A 17,698-nucleotide genomic window follows, 5' to 3' on the forward strand; every position below is an offset into this window, starting at 1 on the left:
TTTATATATGTGTCGACTTTAGTCGGCACTGTATAGAAAAAATACCTTTGTTATTTTAGACGGCGACCGCGACGGCGGACCGTTTTATTCGCTGAAATTCGATAAAAACAAAAGAGGAACCGCGTGGTTCCTCTTTTCATATATATGCCTGGTTGAAATTAATCCAACAAGCCCATTACATCTTCTGAAATACCGGTATTAACAAATCCTCCGTCGTGGAAAAGATTTTGCATGGTTACCATTTTGGTAAGGTCAGAGAAAAGGGTGATTACATAATCTGCACAATCATCTGCCGAAGCATTGCCTAGTGGAGCAATTTTATCAGCGAAATCGTAGAATTTATCAAAACCTCCGATACCTGTACCAGCCGTTGTTTTAGTAGGTGACTGCGAAACAGTATTTACACGTACTTTTTTCAGTTTACCATAACGGTAGCCATAGCTACGGGCAATTGACTCTAACATCGCTTTAGCTTCTGCCATATCAGTATAGAATGGGAATGTACGTTGAGCTGCCATATAAGTTAAGCCAACTACTGAACCCCACTCATTGATAGCATCCAGTTTCTCGGCTACCTGCAGGAATTTATGGAAAGATAAAGCAGATACATCTACACTTTTCATAAACCAGTCATAGTTCAAATCGCCATAGGCTTTACCTTTACGGATATTTGGCGACATGCCGATAGAGTGCAATACGAAGTCTACTTTTCCACCCAAAACATCCATTGATTTGGTGTAAAGATTTTCAATTTCTTCTACCACTGTTGCATCTGCCGGAATGATTTCTGCCTCACAGGCTTCGGCTAATTTCTTGATTTCGCCCATGCGCATTGCAATAGGAGCATTTGTTAAAACGATTGATGCACCTTCTTCTTTTGCTTTCAGTGCAACTTTCCAGGCAATAGATTTTTCGTCTAATGCACCTGAAATAATACCCTTTTTACCTTTAAGTAATCCGTATGCCATGATGAGTAAGTTTTAAATCTGTATACGTAGAAGTATCTACGCTAATGTCATAATAATATTTTGAGTGCCAAAGGTAGTTATTTTCTAAAATAATAAAAAAACATCGGATGTTTTTGCTTGGCACATCTTACCTCTACGTTTACAGACTTAAATTTACTTGACTAATCCTTGCTCAAATAGTTCATCCAGACGTTCGTGTCCTTCCTTTACTCCGGTTTCCATATTAGAACGTAACATCATGTCCCGGTCGGCCACTGACTGGAAGACGGATATCGAAGTTACTCTTGTTCTGTTGTCAGGCAGAGTTTCAAACTTAGCACTATCAAGCGAAACATGACCTTTGGCTCCTTCAAACTCAAAGGTCTGAACAGCCGACTCTGGGGCAGTAATATCATGAAAAACGCCTCTGAAAGCGTATTCTTCACCATTTTTACCTGTATGTATATATCTGTATTCTCCACCACTTCTGGCATCAAATTTATCAACATGCATTTCATAGCCTCTCGGCCCAAGCCATAATTTCAATAATTCGGGGTCAGTATAGGCTTTAAATACTAATTCTCTTGGTGCTTCAAATTCACGGGTTATAATAATCTCCTGTTTACCTGATTCTCCGACAATTTTGGTTTCATTCTTACTTTTCATAATCATTATTTGTTTTAATTGTGATTGGATAATTTATAATATAGATTTTATGCTAAGCCTATTCTTTCTCATACGCATCTTTCAATTGCTGAATATCAATTTTCTCCATTTGCATCATAGCATTCATGACATTGCGCGCTTTTACCGGATTTGGGTCATTTAAAAACTTACCCAAAGTATCAGGAATAATCTGCCATGAAACACCGAATTTGTCCCTTAGCCAACCACATCTATCAGGCTTACCACCATCGGCTATTAGTTTGTCCCACAAATCGTTTACTTCTTCCTGTGTTTTGCAATCCACAAAGAATGAAACAGCCGGAGTGAAAGAATAATGAGGGCCGCCATCGAGCATCATAAAATCCTGTCCTTCCAGCTGGATTTTGGCGGTCATGACTTTGTCGCCCATTTTTTTGACAAATAAGACTTTAGTATCTTTAAATACAGAAGTATATAATTCAATGGCTTCGTCAACATTGCCGTTATACCATAAAAAAGGAGTGATTTTTTGTGAGGTTTCCATATGCTTTTGTGAATTGTTTGTGAGTAATAGGTTTGTTTAATTATGTTGGTCGTCCGTATTCTGTTGGAGTTGATGTAATAAATTGTCCAATGCATCAAACTTGTGTTCCCATACCTGTTTATATTGTTCTACCCAATTGGCTACTTCGCTCAGTTTCTCCAGTTTGGCTATGCAATAGCTCTCCCTACCCTGTTTCTGAATCACAATAAGGCCGCATTCGGTCAGTATTTTAATATGCTTCGAAACTGCCTGACGGCTGATGTCAAAGGTTTCGGCCACTGAGTTTAGATTTAATGATTGTTTGGCTACTACGCCAATAATTTCTCTTCTGGTGGGGTCGGCTATCGCCTGAAAAACATCTCGTCTCATATCTATTCAAATTATTAATGCAACTAATCGGTTGCAAATATATGCGCAACTCTTCGGTTGCGCAAATTTTTTTCTGATTTTTTTCATAAAGTGTTTTTATCCATGCATAATGCGTTGTTATCAAAGCTTTTATGAGGATGGTCTACACGTAGGCATTCATAAATTGCTTTAAGAAAGATTTATTTGTACTTTTGATAGAATACAATACTTTAACCGTCTATTTCACTATTAACCCAATCTATGAGAACAGCACTAATTAGTGGGCTTCTTCTTTTAGTGGTATTCACCGCTATTTCTCAAAATAGATTTTCTTTTTCCGGTACAGTAACTGATGCCGCCAACGGACAACCGATTCCAGGGGTCGGTGTGTTTTTCTCAGGTATTACCAGAGGTGCTTTGACTGATAGCAGTGGGAAATTCAGCATTTATTTACCTAAATCTGGCTATGTAGTTACGGTTCGTGCCTTAGGCTATAAAATAGAATCTTTCAATATCAATCTGAATCAGAATCTTACCAGAGATATTAAACTCAACCTGCGTGTCGATGAACTGGCTGAGGTAGAAGTAAAAGCCACCAAAGAAGACCGGAATATTAAAGAAACCCAGATGGGTGTAGTGAAACTTGAAATGAAAAACCTGAAAAAGATTCCGGTGGTATTTGGTGAAACTGATATTATTAAAGCGCTTACACTACAGCCTGGTATTACAACAGTAGGTGAGGGCGCAGGAGGCTTTAATGTAAGAGGGGGGCGGGTTGACCAGAATCTGGTCTTGCTAGACGGCATGCCTATTTATAACACCTCCCATCTACTAGGTTTTTTAAGTAGTATTAATTCCGATGCTTTATCAGGTGTAACCTTATATAAGGGTGGAATCCCTGCACAATATGGAGGACGTTTGTCTTCATTATTAGAAATGAACACCAAAAGCGGTAATGCCGAAAAGCTGACAGGCTCGGTAGGAGTGGGTTTGATTACGAGCAAAGTGGTTTTAGAGGGGCCGATTCTGAAAGATAAAATTACTTTTATGGTAGCAGGCCGGATAGCCTATCCTAATTTCATGATTAATCAATTCCCAGAGCCTACCGATAAAAGTAAAGCCTTTTTTTATGATCTGAATGGGAAAGTCCAGTATAAAATAAATGCTAAAAATATTTTGACATTTAATAGTTATCGCAGCTTTGATAGTTTCAAATTTGCGGACGATACCCTCTACTATGCCAAAACACAGACGTTAAGTCTGCAGTATAGTAGCCTTATCAGCAAAACGCTTACAGTTAATGTGCAGGGTATTTATTGCAACTACGATTTTGGTACGCAGGGCTTTAGAAAAGATTATGAATTCACGCTTAACTCAGGTATCAGGCATAATGAATTGCGTGTTTTTGCACTATATACGCCTAAAGAACAGATTAAAGCCGAGATAGGAATGAATGCAGTAGATTATAGCATTAGTCCGGGAAATCTGAAACCTGATATGAGTACTTCAAGCATTATCAATCTTGATTTACCTAAAGAATATGCCCGGGAAATTTCCCCTTATATTAATATAGACTGGTCTATTACGCCAAAAATCAGTGTGCAAGCAGGGGCTCGTTATTCTACTTTTCAGAATTTAGGACCCAAAGAAGTTTTTGATTACGCCGAAGGACAATCCAGAACTACACAAAGTATTACTGATAGCGTATCCTATGCCAAAAATCAGGTGATTAAACAGTATGGCGGTATTGAACCACGCCTATCTCTACGCTTTGCCATTACCAAAAGTTCGGCTATCAAGCTAAGTTATAATCGTATGCGTCAGTATCTCCACCTGATTTCGAATACAACTGCCATCTCTCCGGTTGATTTCTGGAAAGTATCTGATAAGCATATTCCACCGCAGATTGCCGACCAGTTATCACTAGGTATTTTCAAAAACTTTAAAGATAATACCTACGAGACCTCAATAGAAGCTTATTATAAAGACATTCAGAATCTGGTAGAGTATAAAAATGGGGCAAGATTGTATTTTAACCCGACCATTGAAACAGAATTGGTAAAAGCCATCGGAAATGCCTTTGGTATTGAAGGGAGCATTCAGAAAAACAAGGGGCGTTTGAAAGGTAGTTTGTCTTATACTTATTCCAGAACCCTGGCAAAGGTTAATTCTGATTATCCGACAGAACAAATCAATAAAGGTCAGTGGTTTCCGTCTACTTTTGATAAACCGCATAACCTGGCGATATCTATCCAACAATTTATCAGTAATGGGTGGACGTTTTCTACCAACTTCGTCTATGCCTCTGGCCGTCCGGCTACTTATCCTGACCGCACTTATCGATTACTAGGCAAAACGGTTATTGATTATTCAGCTCGTAACCTGGATCGTATTCCTGACTATCACCGCCTGGATATGTCTTTATTGAAAGATACCCGTAAAACACCAGAGCAAAAGAAATATTATACTATTTCGCTTTCGTTTTATAATATCTATGGGCGAAGGAATCCTTATTCCATCTATTTTGTGCGTTATAATAACTCTATTCGCTCTTATCGTTTGTCGGTTTTCGGAAATATAATCCCTGCGGTAGCTGTTACATACAATTTTTAAAAAGGCCCTAAGAAAGATGAAACGAAATATTCTATTCATAATTATTGCTATCGTTGTTCAGCTATCGTGTGTAGAGCAGGTGGAATTGCCGTATAGAAACGAAACCCCGGTATTGGTGGTAGATGGAGAAATAACCAACGAAGCACCCCCTTATAATCTCCGCTTAAGCTACTCGGGCAAATTTGTTTCGGGCAGTATTATTACTTCAAGATTGGCAGTCAATGGCGCAAGGGTGATATTGACCGATAATGCTGGTAATTCAGTACGTTTCCGCCAGAATATCTATGAACCTGCTTTATATCAGACCGATAATGATTTCAGATGTCAGGTAGGTCGTTCGTATTCATTACGTATCGAAATGCCTGATGGGAAAGTATATATTACCAAACCCCAGTTAATGAAAGGTGTACCTCCAATTAGTAATGTATACGCTGATAAAACCAAAGACTTTGTGCGTACTTATATTGATACCAAAGATGCCGAAAACTCAACGGATTATTATCGATGGAAGAGTTATTCTATTTCTCTGAAAATAACCAGGGGCGGTGGAGCTAATACCTGTGCTTTTTCATGCTGGGCGTATAATCGTGACGATGGGGCCAATGTTTTTGCTGATACTTATATCAACGGAAAAGACATAAAAAAACGTCTGGTACAGTTTTCACCAATAGACCCGGATGCGCCTTTATCAAGACATTATATAGAAGTAAAACAGATGTCTATTTCAGAAGAATCTTATCTTTTCTGGCAGCAATACGAAGAACAAAGAACCCGAACCGGGAGTATTTTCGACCCATTGCCTTCAACGATTATAGGCAATATCGTAAATGAAAAAGATGATAAAGATTTTGCATTGGGCTTTTTTGGCGTTTCGGGCGTAAGTACTAAACGCCTGTTGGTAGACCCATCGTTGGTTAGTTTATCCAATGAGGCAAGTATCGGACTTTTACCACCTTTGATTCCATTAGAGAAACCCACAACGAACTGTCAAACGACCTACCCGGGCTATGGTTGCACACCACCAACGGAGTGGAAGTAATTGAGCAAATACATAATCACTCAATCACTAATTCGCTCAATCACTCAATTACCTATGAAAAATATATTTAAACTAATCATATTCGGTAGCATAATAACAGGCATTTTTGCCTGTGAGAAGAATCCTGCTGAGTTAATTGATGAATCTCCTAAGGTAGAGGAAGCACCGACTTATACGCCTGATTCACCTATGTGGAAAAAGTTGAATTCGCCTGTCAGCTATTCTTTTACTGATGGAGTAGTAAAAACTGAATCAGAAAACTTATATACGTGTGTCATAGGTAGACCAGATACTACGAACGACCATCTGGCTATAGACAACAAAAGCCGCATAGATATGATGGGGAATATTGATGCCCAGACAATCATTTCAGGCACTTACTCACCTGACGGAAATTTCTGGAATCTCAGAAAAACAGAATCGACACCGCGCTTTTCTCCAATACTTTTAGGGCCTTTTGCCGTATTTGGCAGAACCGAAGTGGAATACTTCTCATTATTTGGAGGAGGTTTTTACTTCAATGAAAGTTTTCCGGATGGAGTTAATTATTATCTGGATAGCTGGATGATGACCGATTTTAATCAGACGGGGGATATAATAGGAAAAGGTTTACTGACAGGCTGTATGGTAAACAATGCGGGGTATTTTATTGAAAATAATGCCGGTAAACAAATGTGGGCTATCAGCAGGATTCGGGTATATGAAAAGCGCAAGCCATTTCCGAATAGTTTTTTAGGCAAATTTGCGATGGCATCGGCTGAGGTAAATAAAAAAGAGGTAGGCTTTATGCTTTCAGAAAGTGAGAGCGAGAAAGTACCAACCAAAGAATTTTATCAATACGATGATGCAAATGATACATGGACAAGAAAAGCCGATTTTCCAGGGGATGATAGGTACGAGGGAACAATTTTTGGTGTAAAAGATAAAATCTACTACGGTCTTGGGCAAAGCAAAACAGAAGCCAGGGGTTTCAGAGACATCTGGCAATATGACCCTGTAACTGATAAGTGGACTAAGTTTGCGACTTATCCGGGTAGTGGTAATATCAAAGTAGCTACGGCTAAGGTATCCGGCAAAGTATATATTGGGTTTGGCTATTATGTAGGTGCTACCAAGATAAATACCGAGAAGTATATTGGCGTATCAGACTTCTGGGAGTTTGTGCCGAGTAGGAAATAGGATAAACTAAAATGAGGAGTTAAACTCCTCATTTTAGTTTATCCTATTTTATATTTATCATGAATATTGTTCTTAGCAGTTTCTTTAAACCTATGTAAAATTGAATAGGATGCTTGCCCATGCCAAGCCAAAATACCTACAACGATTGATGGATGAACTTCATAAGTTTTTGAAAATGAAAGAACTTCATTCTCAGGTATATAATTGAAAAACTTTTTAAAATGTTCTAAGATTATTTCTCCTTTTAATTTTTTGAATGCTTCTTCATTAGCTTCAATTTCATCAGGGTCTAAATTATCTTTAGATAATGTGCTTTGTTCATCCATAATAACTGCTTTTGACAAATAGTGCTCTCTAATTATATGTACAATCTCGTGTGACATATTGAACCAGAAGTTATCAAGCCTATCAAATCTGCCAGTTAAAGCAATAACTGGCCCCAAATCACTATTAAAAGCTGCGCCTTCTGTATAAGTTTTTGAAAGATGGGATAAATACACAAATCTAACTCCAGCTTCATTAAGCTTCTTAAGAAATAAAGCAATTCCATTGGACTTATTTGTGTAAATATGTATTTCTTCGAAAAGCTCTAAAAGTTTTGATTTATTATAATCTGGAATATTTTTTAACTGATTCGCTTTTTGGAGGGCAAAACGATGCCAAGCCATTCTATTATTTTCAACAGGATTATAAACTTCTTTATCAGTATTTCTAAACGAGAGCGAAAGTGCTGATTTGTATTCGTCTATTTGAGTACTTAAATCTTCAATATTTTTTGCATTAAACCCTAAAACTTTATTTACTTCTTTCAGGAGACTTTGGAAATCCGCACATTTATTTATCCATCCTTTTTTTATCATTTCTCCTATAGGGAGAAGTTTATATAGCTTTGCTTTTTGCTCTATTTCATTATTTTCATTTTGCTGTTTTTCTAATTGCTCAAGTCTAAATTTAAAATAGGTTTCTATAAAATTTTTCTCATCATCTGAGTTTAGACCAAAAACCACTGAAATATCAGAGATTAATTCAAGTGACAATGTCCTTTTGTCTTTTATAATTTCATTAATATGTTTTAATGAAAGTGAAAGGATTTGAGCTAAATCTTCTTGAGTCCATTTGGCTTGTTGTAAACAATCTTTGATTACTTCGCCTGGACTTGAATAGGTTTTATTTTTTAATGTTATCATTATTCATCTCCTATGAAATTAGAATGGTAAGGTAAAATTAAGATGAACATCGTATTGAGATATGAAATTACATAAGTTGAGTTTTGCAAGTAGAAATAATTGGGATTTGAAACTTATGTAGTTCTTGCGTGCTGCTAGTTGTTGATATTATAAAGTGATTTTTGTATAAGTTTTATCCATATAGATTTCAGAGTTTAAAGTAGAGAGTTATATAAAATGTATTACAAAATAAAATAATATATATATAATAACCAAATAATTGAGATATTATTACAATTATTTATAATAAATATTTCATTGAATGTTGAAAAAATGTTGATAATTCCGTTTTAATAATAAATAAAATAGATTAATATTGTAACAGGCAAATTTTTAAATGGTTAACATATAAATGTTTAGAGAAAGTAAAAACGAAAATAAAAATTTACATTTTATGTCTAAATATATTTTAAAATTTATCTTGAAAAATTTGTTTTGTATTTTTTAGTTCATAAATTTGGCAAAAAATAAAGCCGAAGGTTTCCCAACGGCTTTGGAAAGAGGATGACGGTTTAATAGAGCCGCCAAATGTCTTTTGGTTTCGCACATCAAATATATTCAAACTTCTTCGTATTTCCAAATCTGGGAGCTTAGGCTAGGTACTAATTTAAATTATCATACTCTATTTAATTTCATTTTTTTCTTGGAAGCTGTCTTAAAACACATTTGGCGTGTGCCTAAGACTTCTATTGCCTAAGTCTTTGACTTTGCTAGGCTTTTTTAATATTTTTTAAAATTAAATTAACGAAAACAATGAAAATTTTTGTAAGAGTAAATAGTAATTTAAGTGCAGAAAAAATTGATATTGAACCTTCTGCGACTGTTGGCCAATTAATGAAAAAGGCCTTGCCTGATTTAGGAAAAAAATCGGATTTTGAAGAGGATAATGAAGTTTACATTCAAAATCAGGATGAAGACCTTGATAAAGGCAAAACTTTAGAACATTATAAAATAAAAGAAGGAGATACTCTCTTTGTTGGGATGTGTAAAAGGGTAATCGTTTCTGTTTCGTATGCAGGTAAAAGTTTTACCGTTCAAACAACGCCAGCTTTAATGTTAAAGAATTTAAGAAAAAAGGTTGCGGAGCATTTTGGTATGTCTGAAGATGAAGTAGCAGATTTTCAATTTTTATTGAATGGAAAAGCGTTAGATGACTTGAAAATCATGGTTGGTTCTCTAACGCAGTATGCTGAATGTTCGGTTCAACTAGTTTTTGCTCCAAAAAAGGATATTAATGGTTTTCTCGAAACTCCAGAAGATATTCTAAAAAGAGACATTGAGAATGCAGATTATCTTTCTGGAGAATTGGATGGATATTGGGGATTTGAAAATAATGAAAATGGGCCCGAGTGGCCCATTTGTCTTTTTTGGGTTTTAGCTAAAAATGGTGAGAAATTTTATTTAAGGTTTGATTTAACAAATTACAGTAAAATTGCTCCTACAGCTCAATTATGGGATATAGTTGAAAATCAACCTCTCTCCGAAAGTGAGTGGCCAAATTGGTCAAAAAGATGTCAACAAGTTTTTAAAAGATGGGGAAGAGCATGTCTTTACCTTCCCTGTGATAGTTTGGCATTCAAAGACCATCACGATTGGCCAATTCAGTACCCTAATTTAATATGGCAACCAAATGAAGACTCAATATTTAAGTATTTAAATGAGGTTTATCAAATTTTAAATTAAGAATATGAAAATTTCATTTTATAGATGGTTGTGTCTTACAATAGGTTTAAGAAGGCGTGGAAAGGGGATTAGAGAAAGCGGAGCATTTTTGATAGGGAAAGTAGGGTCAACAAGAATTTCAAAAATCATATTTTATGATGAATTAGACCCTAATGCCTTTAAATCTGGAATCATAGAACTCGAAGGTTTGGGTCATGGAAAACTTGCCGAAATGTTGAAGAATTTTAGAGGTGAAGTTTTAGCCGATATCCATACTCATCCAATCGGATGCAGTACTAGACAAAGTGATTCTGACAGAAGACATCCGATGGTACGTTTAAAGGGACATATAGCTTTTATTGCTCCGGATTTTGCATTGAATAAGTTTTTAATGCCCAAGGATTGTAGTGCGTATTTATATGAGGGTTCTTTCAAATGGAGAACTTTATATGATAGAGATTTTCCACTTAAAGTCGTAATTGTATGAACATTGATATTCAGCAGATAGATAGAATGGTAATTGCGCTAGCTGAAAAGAATAATATTTCTTTAGAAAATGCAGAAGAGATGCTTGGTAAACACCAAGTAATATTAAGTGCAAGTGAAGAAATAAAAGTTTCTTATCATTTGCAAGCGGCTTTTTTAACTTGCTATAATATTGCCAATAGAGTTTTTAAAGGTGGGGTAATATGTAATTTGCCTAATTATATTCCAAATCTTTTAAAATTTAATAAAGAGTCATTTATAGAAATATTAAGTGATTTCTTTCCTTTGAATGAGGTAGAACAGAGATTTAATGAAGCACCTAAAATTCTTTTTGGTAAACAACCATTAGCTTCGAATGAAGTAGAAATAACTTGTTCAAATTGGCAAGGAGGACTAAACTTCTATGAATCAGAAAGATTTGAATTAAAAGGTGCGGGGAATAGTATTTCTTTAGGAGCTTGCCTTGCAAGTGCTTATGCATTATTTTGGGCATTTAATCGAATATACTCTATAACAGAAGATTATTATAAGGAGTCCTTTGGATTTTCCTTATGGAATAATTCTTTAGAATTAGACTGGAATAGTAGTAATGGAGAAGGGCCAGAAAAAATATATTTACCTTCAAAAATTTGGTCAGTGGGATTAGGTCATCTAGGGCAGGCATATTTATGGATTATATCTCTGCTTAAATCTAAGCAAGATTACGAGATACTGCTTCAAGACTATGATAAATTAGGTATTGAAAATTTGGGTGCTCAAATCTTAAGTTTTGAACATCAAGTAAATAAAAGTAAGGCAAGAATATGTGCTGAATTTTTAGAAAAAGTTGGTATCAACTCTAAAATTATAGAGAAAAAATTTATCGAATCTGACCAAAGTGATGAGTCATTAAATGATTTTGAAGTTTTGCTTACGGGTCTTGATAATATTCAGTCTAGACGAAAAATTGACACAACTCGATTTAAAATTTGTTTAGATGGTGCTACTAATGGTAAACTCATAAATTTTGACTCTTTCACTTTTAGGAATTTAAGTCTTTCACAAAAGAAACCACCTGAAATATGGCAAGAAAATCAAGCTATTAACGAAATTCTTCATGAAAATCTTTATAGAATGGTTGAAGAAAAAGGAGGTTGTGGAGTATTGACAAATATAGGTATTTCTACACCTTTTGTTGGGCTTTTTGGAGCAAGCATTCTAGTTTCAGAATTAGTTAAAATGATGAATAAAGGTACTCCAATAAAATACTTTTCCGGAAAAATGAGTACAATTAACTCATATACAATGAACTAGTAATTGATGATTTGACCAATAAAAAACCGTCCTCCAAAATTGAAAGACGGTTTATTGATTTTTAGTTGTTGATTATTTGAGTTTTAAAAACTACTTCTATTAATATCAGAATATGTATTTATTCTCCTCAATCATCGCTTCCGCTACGCGGCGACGAGCATTTTTGAGGTTAAATGGTTCAATCTTTGTAAAACGCTTCAAGCCCATTAGCATTACTCTTAGTTCATCGCCCTCGGCAAATGAAGTAATGGCTTCTTTACCTGCATTGTTTACTCTGTTTACGGCCTCATGTAGATAAATCATCGCCATATCTTTTTGTAAGGCTGCGGCTGCTTCACCTTTAATGCCTATCAGTTTTTCTACTCTTAATAAAGCCGATTCTGCGGCGTAAATTTCAATGCCCATATCAGCAATATTCATCAGAATTTCCTGTTCGCTTGATAGCGACATCATGAATTTTTGTACTGCCGCACCTGCTACCATTAAAGCAGCTTTTTTCAGATTTTTCAACACTTTCTTTTCTGCGGCAAACAATGTATCCTCGTCAGAAGCACCAAAATCAGGAATCGACATGATTTCTTTTGCTACCGCCATCGCAGGTCCCATCAGGTCAATTTCGCCTTTCATGGCACGTTTCAACAACATATCTACAATCAACATACGGTTGATTTCGTTGGTGCCTTCAAAAATGCGGTTGATACGGGCATCACGGTAAGCACGTTCCATCGGAGCATCAGCTGAATAACCCATACCACCATATACCTGCAAGCTTTCGTCGACAGTATAATCTAATACTTCCGAGCTATGCACTTTCATGATAGCACATTCAATCGAGAATTGCTCCAAAGCTTTTAGTTTTGCCTCGGCATCATTCAAGCCCTGTGCTTTCAGGTCTAAAATGGCATCATCAATATTTTGTCCGGCTCTGTAGTTAGCAGATTCAGAAGCAAAAATACGGGTAGCCATTTCAGCCAGTTTATATTTAATAGCCCCGAACGTGGCGATCGAAACACCAAACTGTTTGCGTTCGTTGGCATAGTTAATGGCATGGCCTAACGAACCTTTCGAACCTCCTATAACGGCAATACCTAATTTGATACGACCAATATTCAGGATATTTACGGCAATTTTAAAGCCATTCCCACGGCTCGAAAGCATGTTTTCAACAGGTACCTGGCAATCGTTGAAGAAAATCTGACGTGTATCAGAGCCTTTGATACCTAATTTATGCTCAGGCTCATTCATCGTGATACCATTAAAGGTTTTTTCCACGATAAAAGCTGTTAAGTTTTTATCATCATCTATTTTGGCAAAAACAATAAACAAATCTGCGAAACCACCATTGGTAATCCACATTTTTTGTCCGTTGATGATATAATGCTTACCATCAGCTGATAGAACCGCTTTCGCTTTACCTGAATTAGCATCAGAACCTGAATCCGGCTCGGTTAAGCAATAAGCTGCTTTCCATTCGCCTGTAGCTAATAGCGGTAAATATTTAGATTTTTGCTCTTCGTTACCATAGTATACAATCGGCAAAGTACCGATACCCGTGTGGGCTGATTGCGCAACTGAAAAAGAATGACCTTGACCCAATGCCTCGGCTACGAGCATAGAAGTATTGAAATTCATACCGAATCCGCCGTATTCTTCCGGTACTGCTGTACCTAACAATCCTAATTCACCTGCTTTTGTCATTAATGAGGACATCAGTTCAGGCGATTTGGCATTGTCAATCTCGTTTAAGCGTGGGTGGATTTCTGTACGCAAAAAATCGCGACAGGTTTCGGCAATCATTAGTTGTTCTTCTGAAAACTCTTCCGGAATGAAAATCTGATGTGCTTCAACATCTTTTATCAAGAACTCTCCTCCTTTAATAGAGGCCTTATTTTCAGTTGCTACCATAGTATTAATAGTAAATTTTGTCTGAGTCAAAAGTGCGCACAATTGTTATGCGTGCATACTGTTACAAAGATAAAGAATTTTGAAAATATTATGCAAGCATACTATTGATTTTTTTTAGCGCAATAATCAGGCTTATTTTTTACGGACTAAAAACAGCAATTGCTGTCCATGTTGGTAGACAGGTTTTTCGTCGGGGTCGTTAATCTGGGTGAGTTTGAAAAGTGTAAGTGTATCTCTTTTTGATATGAAACCATATTGGTCGGCAGTTCCTTTATTATTCAGAATAATCAGGTCCCCACTTTCGTTGGCGGCACAATCACCATTTACACAAATGGTATAAGTCAGGTATTTATCCCAACCTTTAATCTGCCCGAATCTATCAAACTGAACTATCTTAGCAGGAGAATCTCCTTCTACCATATCCCATGAGCCCTCTAATAAAGTTTTATTAACGGCCGTTGGGAAAGCAATGGCTGGACTATAGCTCTTATCAATCAGGCTGCTATCTGCTCTGGTAAAAGTATAAACCCGGTTCAGGGCCTTGTCTACATAAGTTAACGTTTTGCTTGAAGAGTTATAAACGATTTCAGTTTCCGGGTCACGATTCAATTTCAGACGTAAGGTATCTCCACTTCTTTTAAAAGGAAGCGTAGTAGTTTCTACCTGACCATTAAAAACTGTGATAGAATCAGGAGTATTACTAAACAACAAAAGTTCGGTGGTATAAAACGGGATATTATCAGCAACTGTCATCGGAGAGTGAGTACTGGCGAGCGCATCTAAATATTCTTTATTAAGCCAATGCCCTGATAAATTCGAAAGTGCTTTTTCTTTTTCACTGGTACTGCTGTCACAAGCATTTAATACAATAACTAAAGCTGAAAGGAAAAAATAATGCAGTTTTTTCATTGAAATGATGGGTATGCGTTTCTGATGGCAAATATACAATTGATTGAAAGATAGGAAAGGATAGAAGTTTAATAAAAAATCAGCTAAGACACCTCCTAGCTGATTAATCTATTACAAATATCAGGATTTTAGCCTTTTTCTAATCTCAGCCAACGAATCATCAATTAACAATTTACCATCTCTGAAAACCTCTCTCAACTCACCTTGTTTTTCTTCTTCCCAGCTACATTGGTCTTTTAGTTGATAATGGCCTTGTGGGTCTTTATAAATCTGAATCAATCCTTTGGCAGATTTCTTGGTGCCATCGTCCGTAATGGGGTCTTTATAAATTTCTCTTCCCTCGCCATTTACTTCGCCATAAGTGGCTTTCATAGCAAAACCAAAAGTATCACGCGTATTGTATTGATAGGTATAAGAGCCAATGCCTAATACTACGTTGGTAGAGGCAAAGCCTTTTTGTTTTAATCTTTCACAGATCTGAGTTGCTCTGTCAATCGTGATACTATCACCATAAATAGCACCTATTTTTGGGATTAATTCTTTATACCCTTTGGCATTAGTAGTACCACCAAAAGTATCCCATAGCAATTCTATTACGCCTTTCTTTTCTTCAATGGTTTTTCCATCAGGATTCCCAGCGATAATATCCACAGGGTCTCCCGAATCAGGGCGGATTACTACTTTGCCTTCTCTATTCGTAATTTCTTCTTTCAAGGCGGGCAAATATTCGGTTAATACTTTCCATAAATCCCAGGTATCAGATACGATTGATACGATACCCTTAGGATAAATATCTGTAATCAGCCGTTTGAAGGTCTCATATTCACCTTCGTTAGTTCCCATACACATCACAGAGTGCTCGGTAGCAGCTACAGATCCACCAATCAATTCGGTATCTGAATTGGCATTATAATAGGTTTCCAGAAACTGTAAGGTCGGGATAGTATCGGTACCTGTAAAACTCAATAAATGTCCTGAACCCGAAGTAACACTGGCTTCGATACCACCCATACCCCGCATGGAGAAATCATGCGCCTGCCAATCGACAAACTCGGGTACTGAAGAGGTTTCCTGCGCATATTTATCTAAAATCCTGCGGTATTGTCTGGCAATTGTAGCAGACGTACAAGGCACCCAGATGGCGGTTGAAAGCAAGGTTTCAAAATAATTGGTGAGCCAGAAAAATTCAGGTTTGGTATTATACATCGTAAACATTGGTACACGTACGGGTACGCTTACACCCTCGGGCAATGCCTTGAAAACCATGGGAATATACCCTAAATCGTGCAAAGCTTCTATATGGGCGGTACCTACCTGATTTTCGCCTAAATAATTATTAATAAAACGAGCATATTGTTTTACCACCACTTCTTTAGGTTGATTAAAAAAGTGATTCGTGAAATCTTCAATGATATATTTCTTCAAAAAATATTGTAAGCCAAAAAACACTACCTCATGGATGCTTTCGATTCTGCTTTTTCTAGGTGTCCAGTTAGAATACACTAATGTTGTACCTGTGGGATATTGTCTGCGATGGTCTACTTTATAGCCATCGGTTAATAATAAAGGATTCATAGCTATTTGTGATATATAAAAAATTTACTTGTTTCTTCCTTTTTCGTCCGGATAGAGGCTTGGTAAAGGGTCACTTTGCCAGAATTCCTTCGAATCTACATCCATAATAGTAAGGCTCCCTGTAAAAGCTGCCCCTGTATCTACATTCCACACATTGCAGCCATTCATCGGAACTGTCATATCATAATTAAGGGTAGGCGTATGGCCAATATAGATTTCATAAAATTGGAGTAGCCGTTTAGGGTAAAGCTTTGAATCTTTTTTGATATGCTTATCCATCGTCAAAGCCATTTCCCAAAGCGTTCTGTCCCATTTAAAATTAGATGAATGGAATTCATGCGAAGGACCGTGCATAGAAGTAAATCCGGCATGTAAAAAAAGTCTGTTTTGTGCATCTACATGATAGAGCTTCATTCTTTCAAAGAAATTCAGGTGTTCTTGTCTTTGAGCTTCAGAGAGAAACGTATAGCTGTCTACAGTGGATGCTCCTCCATGAAATAACCAGGTTTTGTCCCATTCCCCCTCCCGCAACCAGTCTTCGCACCAGGAATCATGATTCCCGGTAATGAAAACGCAATGTTGCTTTTGATCCAGTTCTGTTAAAAACTGAATAACCTGAGCCGATTCACTCCAGCCATCTACATAATCGCCCAGAAAAATGAGTGTGTCTTGTTCGGTCAAATGGGCTCTTTCCAGCACTTGTTTTAAGGCTTTTAAGCCGCCATGTATATCGCCAATCACTAAAGTTCTTGGTCTCATAACTGTATATATTGTCTGGCTACTTCATCCGTAAGCCAAACGCCATTGTCTGATTGATAAAATAGTAAACCATCCTGATGCATTTGCGCTGCATTGATAGCCAATATTACGGGTTTTCCGTGTCTTGAGCCTACTTTATGAGCGGTTTCTTTTTCCTTGCTTAAATGCACATGCTGGCGACTCATTTTCTGGATGCCTTGTTCAAGAATGGAAGCCAGATTCTTTTCGGCTGTGCCATGATACAATACTTCAGGCGGAGCAACAGGTTTTAATGCCAGATCTATTTCGACTGAATGCCCCTGATTCGCCCGAATCATGGTTTTGTCTTCGCTAAAAGAAAACCGCTTTTTATCATTGGTTGCTACAATTTCTTCTAATTCTTCTATCGAAAAACGTATGCCTCTTTTGGCTGATTTCTGCATTAATTCTGCTACTTCAGCCCAGCCGTTTTCGTTGAGTATCAGACAAATTTCCTGCGGCTGATGCCTGAGCACCAGACTCAGAAATTTGCTGATTGATTTTTTATGTTCTTCTGTCATGTGTTATTCGATTTTAAAACTAAGCAGTA

General features: G+C 36.8%; 16 protein-coding genes. 6 read left to right on the plus strand and 10 right to left on the minus strand.

Annotation, left to right across the window (positions count from 1 at the left end):
* Positions 1 to 158: 158 nt before the first annotated feature.
* The 4 genes from D0T08_RS16165 to D0T08_RS16180 form a co-directional block, all read right to left on the minus strand.
* Positions 159 to 968, minus strand: a complete 810-nt coding sequence (locus D0T08_RS16165) for an enoyl-ACP reductase (RefSeq protein ID WP_116983700.1) — start codon at positions 966 to 968, stop codon at positions 159 to 161.
* Between the two features lie 153 nt (positions 969 to 1,121).
* Complete coding sequence (locus D0T08_RS16170; RefSeq protein ID WP_116983790.1) at positions 1,122 to 1,613, minus strand: SRPBCC family protein; 492 nt, start codon at positions 1,611 to 1,613, stop codon at positions 1,122 to 1,124.
* A gap of 58 nt (positions 1,614 to 1,671) precedes the next feature.
* Entirely contained in the window at positions 1,672 to 2,136 is a 465-nt protein-coding gene (locus tag D0T08_RS16175) for a VOC family protein (RefSeq protein ID WP_116983701.1), read from the minus strand.
* Positions 2,137 to 2,172: 36 nt separating this feature from the next.
* Positions 2,173 to 2,505, minus strand: a complete 333-nt coding sequence (locus tag D0T08_RS16180) for a helix-turn-helix transcriptional regulator (RefSeq protein WP_116983702.1) — start codon at positions 2,503 to 2,505, stop codon at positions 2,173 to 2,175.
* A 240-nt stretch (positions 2,506 to 2,745) separates the two neighbouring features.
* On the opposite strand from D0T08_RS16180, the gene D0T08_RS16185 reads away from it, so the two are divergent.
* Genes D0T08_RS16185 through D0T08_RS16195 form a run of 3 tightly spaced genes read left to right on the plus strand, consistent with a single transcriptional unit; the run spans position 2,746 to position 7,315 of the window.
* Positions 2,746 to 5,097 (plus strand): TonB-dependent receptor, encoded by a 2,352-nt coding sequence (locus D0T08_RS16185; protein WP_116983703.1) that lies wholly within the window; start codon positions 2,746 to 2,748, stop codon positions 5,095 to 5,097.
* Between the two features lie 16 nt (positions 5,098 to 5,113).
* Complete coding sequence (locus D0T08_RS16190; protein WP_116983704.1) at positions 5,114 to 6,136, plus strand: DUF4249 domain-containing protein; 1,023 nt, start codon at positions 5,114 to 5,116, stop codon at positions 6,134 to 6,136.
* Between the two features lie 54 nt (positions 6,137 to 6,190).
* Positions 6,191 to 7,315 carry a hypothetical protein gene (locus D0T08_RS16195; RefSeq protein ID WP_116983705.1) on the plus strand — a complete coding sequence of 375 codons (1,125 nt, stop codon included), beginning with the start codon at positions 6,191 to 6,193 and terminating at the stop codon, positions 7,313 to 7,315.
* A gap of 38 nt (positions 7,316 to 7,353) precedes the next feature.
* Here the strand turns inward: D0T08_RS16195 and D0T08_RS16200 are convergent, their stop codons facing one another.
* Complete coding sequence (locus D0T08_RS16200) at positions 7,354 to 8,502, minus strand: helix-turn-helix domain-containing protein (RefSeq protein ID WP_116983706.1); 1,149 nt, start codon at positions 8,500 to 8,502, stop codon at positions 7,354 to 7,356.
* A gap of 792 nt (positions 8,503 to 9,294) precedes the next feature.
* Between D0T08_RS16200 and D0T08_RS16205 the strand changes: the two genes are divergently transcribed.
* The 3 genes from D0T08_RS16205 to D0T08_RS16215 are packed head-to-tail and all read left to right on the plus strand — an operon-like array spanning position 9,295 to position 11,982.
* Positions 9,295 to 10,224 (plus strand): hypothetical protein, encoded by a 930-nt coding sequence (locus tag D0T08_RS16205; RefSeq protein WP_116983707.1) that lies wholly within the window; start codon positions 9,295 to 9,297, stop codon positions 10,222 to 10,224.
* A 4-nt stretch (positions 10,225 to 10,228) separates the two neighbouring features.
* The gene (locus D0T08_RS16210; RefSeq protein WP_116983708.1) at positions 10,229 to 10,690 is read left to right on the plus strand and encodes a Mov34/MPN/PAD-1 family protein; all 462 of its coding nucleotides are present in this window, start codon (positions 10,229 to 10,231) and stop codon (positions 10,688 to 10,690) included.
* On the plus strand, positions 10,687 to 11,982 hold the full coding sequence (locus D0T08_RS16215) for a ThiF family adenylyltransferase (protein WP_116983709.1): 1,296 nt from the start codon (positions 10,687 to 10,689) through the stop codon (positions 11,980 to 11,982). The genes D0T08_RS16210 and D0T08_RS16215 overlap by 4 nt, the downstream gene beginning before the upstream one ends.
* A gap of 105 nt (positions 11,983 to 12,087) precedes the next feature.
* Here D0T08_RS16215 and D0T08_RS16220 read toward each other — a convergent pair whose 3' ends face one another.
* From D0T08_RS16220 to D0T08_RS16240, 5 genes are all read right to left on the minus strand, one after another.
* Positions 12,088 to 13,887, minus strand: a complete 1,800-nt coding sequence (locus D0T08_RS16220) for an acyl-CoA dehydrogenase family protein (RefSeq protein ID WP_116983710.1) — start codon at positions 13,885 to 13,887, stop codon at positions 12,088 to 12,090.
* A 132-nt stretch (positions 13,888 to 14,019) separates the two neighbouring features.
* On the minus strand, positions 14,020 to 14,796 hold the full coding sequence (locus D0T08_RS16225; RefSeq protein ID WP_116983711.1) for a hypothetical protein: 777 nt from the start codon (positions 14,794 to 14,796) through the stop codon (positions 14,020 to 14,022).
* A 120-nt stretch (positions 14,797 to 14,916) separates the two neighbouring features.
* Positions 14,917 to 16,371 carry a nicotinate phosphoribosyltransferase gene (locus D0T08_RS16230; protein WP_116983712.1) on the minus strand — a complete coding sequence of 485 codons (1,455 nt, stop codon included), beginning with the start codon at positions 16,369 to 16,371 and terminating at the stop codon, positions 14,917 to 14,919.
* Positions 16,372 to 16,395: 24 nt separating this feature from the next.
* Positions 16,396 to 17,130 carry a metallophosphoesterase gene (locus D0T08_RS16235; protein WP_116983713.1) on the minus strand — a complete coding sequence of 245 codons (735 nt, stop codon included), beginning with the start codon at positions 17,128 to 17,130 and terminating at the stop codon, positions 16,396 to 16,398.
* Positions 17,127 to 17,669: an RNA 2'-phosphotransferase gene (locus D0T08_RS16240; RefSeq protein WP_116983714.1), complete on the minus strand. Its 543-nt coding sequence runs from the start codon at positions 17,667 to 17,669 to the stop codon at positions 17,127 to 17,129. The genes D0T08_RS16235 and D0T08_RS16240 overlap by 4 nt, the downstream gene beginning before the upstream one ends.
* Between the last annotated feature and the right edge of the window lie 29 nt (positions 17,670 to 17,698).

It is taken from the genome of Emticicia sp. C21, assembly GCF_003418935.1.
In the GTDB taxonomy this organism is placed as follows: Bacteria; Bacteroidota; Bacteroidia; order Cytophagales; family Spirosomataceae; genus Emticicia.